Here is a 5,319-nt window from a genome sequence, read left to right as displayed (position 1 = left end):
TATTAGACACATTTTAATCTAATCAAAATGCTTTGTTAGTTTGAAAAGATATGAAATTATCACTTAATTTTAAGTCTTAAAGAACAATTTTAAAGACAAAAGTTGTTTTAAAAAAAACGGAACACCGCAATTGCAAAGCAGGAATGACCTTAAAATATATAAAACCTTCAATTAAAAAGATGACTATATGTTATAATATTGTTATTAGAGTAAAAAGTAAGGATAAACACAAAGGAAGAAAAATGAAAAGATTATTAAAACTTAAAGGATAACAAATATGAATATAGAAAAAATAAAAGAACGACAAAAACATATCCGTAATTTTTCTATTATTGCTCATATTGATCATGGGAAATCTACTTTAGCTGACCGTATTTTAGAGCTTACAGGAACAATTGATAAAAGAATTATGCAAAGTCAAATTCTTGATTCAATGTATTTAGAACGAGAAAGAGGGATTACTATTAAATTAAATGCTGTTGAAATTTTTTATCAAGCGCGTGATGGTAAAACTTATGTGATGCATTTAATCGATACTCCTGGTCATGTTGATTTTAGTTATGAAGTATCTCGTTCTTTAGCTGCTTGTGAAGGGGCTTTATTAGTTATTGATGCAGCCCAAGGGATTCAAGCACAAACTTTAGCTAATGTTTATTTAGCTAAAGATAATAATTTAACTATTATTCCTGTTATTAATAAAATAGATCTTCCTAGTGCTGATGTTAATAAGGTTAAAAAAGAGATTAAAGAAACCCTTAATATTCCATCTGATAATGCTATTTTAGCTAGTGGTAAAACTGGTTTAGGGGTCATTGAGATTTTAGAAACCATTGTTACTCAGATTAAACCACCTCAAGGAGATCCTAATAAACCTTTGCAAGCTTTAATTTTTGATTCTTATTTTGACTCTTATAAAGGGGTAGTTCCTTCAATTAGGTTAATTAATGGAACAGTTAAAAAAGGAGATCAAATCTGTTTTATGGCTAGTAATCAGACTTATGAAGTAGTTGAAGTAGGGGTTTATAATCCTAAGCAAACTATGAAGGAGTTTTTAGTTCCAGGAGATGTGGGATATCTTAATGCTGCTATTAAAAATATTGATCATATTAGAGTAGGTGATACTATTACCTCTAAAAATAAGCCAGCACTTGTTCCTTTACCTGGTTATAAACAGATGAATTCAGTTGTTTTTTGTGGTCTTTATCCTGTTGAAACTAATAAGTATGAAATCTTAAAAGAAGCTTTAGAAAAATTAAAACTAAATGATTCTTCTTTAATTTTTGAACCTGAAAGTTCTTCGGCTTTAGGTTTAGGTTTTAGAACTGGTTTTTTAGGGCTTTTGCATATGGAAATTATTCAAGAACGTATTAGTCGTGAATTTGGAGTTGAAGTAATTGCTACTGCTCCTTCTGTGATTTATTATGTTTATACTATTCAAGGACAAAAAATGTTAGTTGATAATCCTTCGAAGTTACCAGTATCCCAAATGATTGATAAAATTGAAGAACCTTTTATTCAAGCAACTATTATTTGTCCTGAAATATATATTGGTAAAGTAATGGAATTATCACAGAAAAATAGAGGTAGTTTAAAAAATATCGAATATATTGATTGTCAAAGGACTAAAATTAATTATTTATTACCTTTTTCTGAAATTATTTATAGTTATTTTGATAAATTAAAATCTTTAACTCAAGGTTATGCCTCTTTTGATTATGAAATAGATGAATATCGTGTTTCTAAATTACAGAAAATGGATATTTTATTAAATGGAGAAGTGATCGATGCTTTATCTGTGATTGTTCATCATGATTTTGCTTATTCACGAGGAAAAGCTATTTGTGAAACTTTAAAAGAGTTTATTCCTAAACAAATGTTTGAAATCCCTATTCAAGCTGCTTTAGGGAAGAAAATTATTGCTCGTGAAACTATTAAAGCGATGCGTAAAGATGTTACAGCTAAACTTTATGGTGGCGATATTACTAGGAAAAAGAAACTTTTAGAAAAACAAAAAAAAGGGAAAAAGAAAATGAAAACTTTAGGTAAAGTTCAATTACCACAAAAAGCTTTTTTAGCTATTTTATCAACTAAATAGTCTCTTATTTACTATTGGTGATATGAAGTATTTATTTTTTTTCATCTTGAAACGATAAAAAAGATTATATTCTTTGAAATTTCTTTAAAAAAATGATAAAATAAAGGTATATTTATGTTTTAAATGTTTTCATTAAAAACTAAAAAAAACTAAAGAAAGAAAGAGAAACCATTATTTGATGATGAAGAAAGAAGATATTCAAAAGATTTTAAACTTATCATTAGATCAGGGAGCAGATTTTGCTGAATTATTTTTTGAAAACACTTATTCTGATTCTTTACAAGTTATCGGAGAAGAAGTAGTTTCTGCTAGTAATAATAATATTTTTGGTGTTGGCATCCGTTTATTACAAGGTTCTGATGAAGTTTATGGTTATACTAACAAAATTGATTATCATAATGTTTTATCATTAGTTTTAAAACTTAAAAATTCTTTTAAAGGGGGCAAAACTCCTGTTATTCCTTTAAAAGAATCACAACCTCTTACCAATGTTATTAAAAAACCATTTAACTCGATGACTAAAAAAGAAAAAGCCCAAAAATTATTAAAATTATCTCAAATTATCTTAAATTATGATTCTAAAATTATTCAATCGATAGTAACCCTTTCCCAAAAAGAACAACATGTTTTAATTACTAATAGTTTAGGGGTTTATCAAAAAGATCAAAGAAACTATATTAAATGTAACTTATCAGCAGTTGCTTCTTCGGGTAAAGAAATGCAAGAAGCATTTGAAGGACCGGGAAGATTTATGGGATTAGAGTTTTTTGATCATCTTGATTTAGAGCAAATAGCTCTTAATGTTGCTATTAATGCAGTTACTTTGTTACAAGCTCAACCAATTAAACCTCAAACTATGCCTGTTGTTATTAATAATGCTTTTGGCGGTGTTATTTTTCATGAAGCATGTGGTCATTCTTTAGAAGCTACTGCTATTGCCAAAGGTCTTTCTCCTTTCAATAATAAACTTAATCAAAAAGTAGCTTCTGAAATAGTAACTGCTTGGGATGATGGTAATATTGAAAATGCTTGGGGAAGACTTAATTTTGATGATGAAGGACGTAAAACTCAAAAAAATTTGTTAATTGAAAAAGGTATTTTAAAAGGATATTTAGTAGATTTTCGTAATGGTCGTAAAATGAAGATGGAACCTACTGGATCTTCACGTCGTCAATCTTATAAATATTCTCCTACTTCACGGATGAATTCTACTTATATTGAACAAGGGGAGGAAACTCCTGAACAAATTATTGCAGATACTCCTTATGGTCTTTATGCTAAGAGTTTAGGAGGGGGTACTGTTAGACCTTCTACTGGTGAATTTAATTTTGTTGTTAATGAAGGATATCTGATTGAAAATGGTAAATTAACTGTTCATGTTAAAGGGGCGATGCTTATTGGTAAGGGGCAGGATGTTTTATATAAAATTGATCGGGTAGCCAATGATTTGGTATTAGGACAAGGTGTGTGTGGATCTGATTCTGGTTCTTTGCCTGTTGATGTGGGGCAACCCACAATTAGGGTTAAAGAAATGATTGTAGGAGGACATGAAACTAAATGACAAAAATGAATAACTTTAGGGTTAATTACCAAAAATGGATTTTAAGGGGTTTAGAACAAAATTTAGAAGCCTTAGAAATACTTGTAAAAGAAAATCAAACTTTTAAATTATCTTCTGATAAAGGTAAAATAGATGCTTGTGTTCATAGTGATGTTATATCTGTTACTGTAAGAGCTATTTTTGAAGGTAAAAAAACCTCACTTTCTTTTGAAAAAATAGATAATGCTAGTTTTGATAATTTTATTGCTAAATTAAAAGAAAATTGTCAAACTATTACTGCTACTGAACCAGCTATTATTTTTGAAGGATCCCCTTCTTATCCTGAAGTGATTGAAAATAATTTTGATTTTAATCAAATTCCTTTAGTTAAAAAAGAGAAATTATTATTTACCTTGTCTCAAGAATTATCTAAAAGTCCTTATTTTCAAAATACAGATGATCTGATTTATCGAGAGTTTTATGATCAAACTACTTTATTAAATTCCAAAGGTCTTCGTTTATCGCATCAAAATAGTTATGCTTATGTATATGCTGCTGCTATTTTTCAAAAAGACCAAGAAATTGAAAACAGTAGTAAAATTGCTTTAGTTAAAGAATTTAATTCCTTTAATCCTACCTTGCAAGCCCATCAAATTAACAAAATGGCTGCTAAAAAATTAGGAGGACAATCGCTAATATCTCAAAAATATCCTGTTGTCTTTTCTAATGAAATGTTTGCTGATATTTTAGAAGGCTTCAGTGGTATTTTTACAGGTAGCAGTGCTTATCGTAATTTAACTAAGTTAAAAAATAAAGTAAATCACTTAATTGCTTCTCCTAAAGTTAATATCATCGATGATCCTTTACATAAAAATGCTTATTTTAAAGAGAAATTTGATACTGAAGGAGTTGCTTGCCAAACTAAAACTATTATTGCTGAAGGTGTTTTTAAAGGCTTTATTCATAATTTAAAAACTGCTGCTATCTTTAAACAAAAACCTACTGGAAATAGTTTTAATAGTGATATTTTGATGGTTAATTGCTATTTAGTTCCCGGTGAAAAAACTGTAAATCAAATGATAAAACCTATTAAAAAAGGTGTTTATATTACTGATTTAATAGGAATGCATGCCGGCATTAAAACTGTTAGTGGTGATTTTAGCCTTCAAGCTAGTGGTTTTAAAATTGAGCAAGGAAAAATTACTACTCCTGTTAAAATGATTGTAGTTTCAGGAAATTTTTTTGATCTTTTAAAAGATATTCAAGATATTGCTAATGATTTTGAATTTCAAATATCAGGTTTTGGTAGTGCTAGTGTTTATATTAATAATTTAAGCATTGGTGGTAAATAATTATTTTTTACCTTTTTAACGTATTTTAATTACTAATTAACTATTTTTTAATTTTATTTATTTGTTATTAAAGATTATTTTATAATTATTTTAAAAAAATAAAGGTAAAAATTAATATATCAAAACCTAGTAATAATAAATTGAATTTTGATATTTTTATGAAAACATTATTTTTTGTAGATACTTTTTTTGTTAGTTGTGTTTGAGGTGTTTCGTTTTTAGAGAATTTTCGTCTTTAAAATTTATTCTTTAAAATTTAAAAATAAGTTAATAATTTCATATTTTTTCAAACTAACAAAATATTTTGATTAAATTAAAAAAGTACCTAATGT

Annotated in this window: 3 protein-coding genes; all 3 read left to right on the top strand. The window is 27.6% G+C overall.

Features of this window, described 5'->3' with window-relative positions:
- Window positions 1-277 precede the first annotated feature (277 nt).
- The 3 genes from lepA (at window position 278) to J8J04_RS02890 (ending at window position 4,987) form a co-directional block, all read left to right on the top strand.
- The gene (gene lepA, locus J8J04_RS02900) at window positions 278-2,095 is read left to right on the top strand and encodes a translation elongation factor 4 (RefSeq protein ID WP_212332182.1); all 1,818 of its coding nucleotides are present in this window, start codon (window positions 278-280) and stop codon (window positions 2,093-2,095) included.
- Between the two features lie 178 nt (window positions 2,096-2,273).
- Window positions 2,274-3,656 (top strand): TldD/PmbA family protein, encoded by a 1,383-nt coding sequence (locus J8J04_RS02895; RefSeq protein WP_212332173.1) that lies wholly within the window; start codon window positions 2,274-2,276, stop codon window positions 3,654-3,656.
- On the top strand, window positions 3,653-4,987 hold the full coding sequence (locus tag J8J04_RS02890; RefSeq protein WP_225885841.1) for a metallopeptidase TldD-related protein: 1,335 nt from the start codon (window positions 3,653-3,655) through the stop codon (window positions 4,985-4,987). Before J8J04_RS02895 ends, J8J04_RS02890 begins: the two co-directional genes overlap by 4 nt.
- Window positions 4,988-5,319: the final 332 nt, after the last annotated feature.

The organism is 'Fragaria x ananassa' phyllody phytoplasma (genome assembly GCF_018274325.1).
Lineage (GTDB): Bacteria > Bacillota_I > Bacilli_A > Acholeplasmatales > Acholeplasmataceae > Phytoplasma.
Note: the sequence above shows the minus strand (reverse complement) of the source record. Positions and strands in the feature narration are given on the sequence as shown.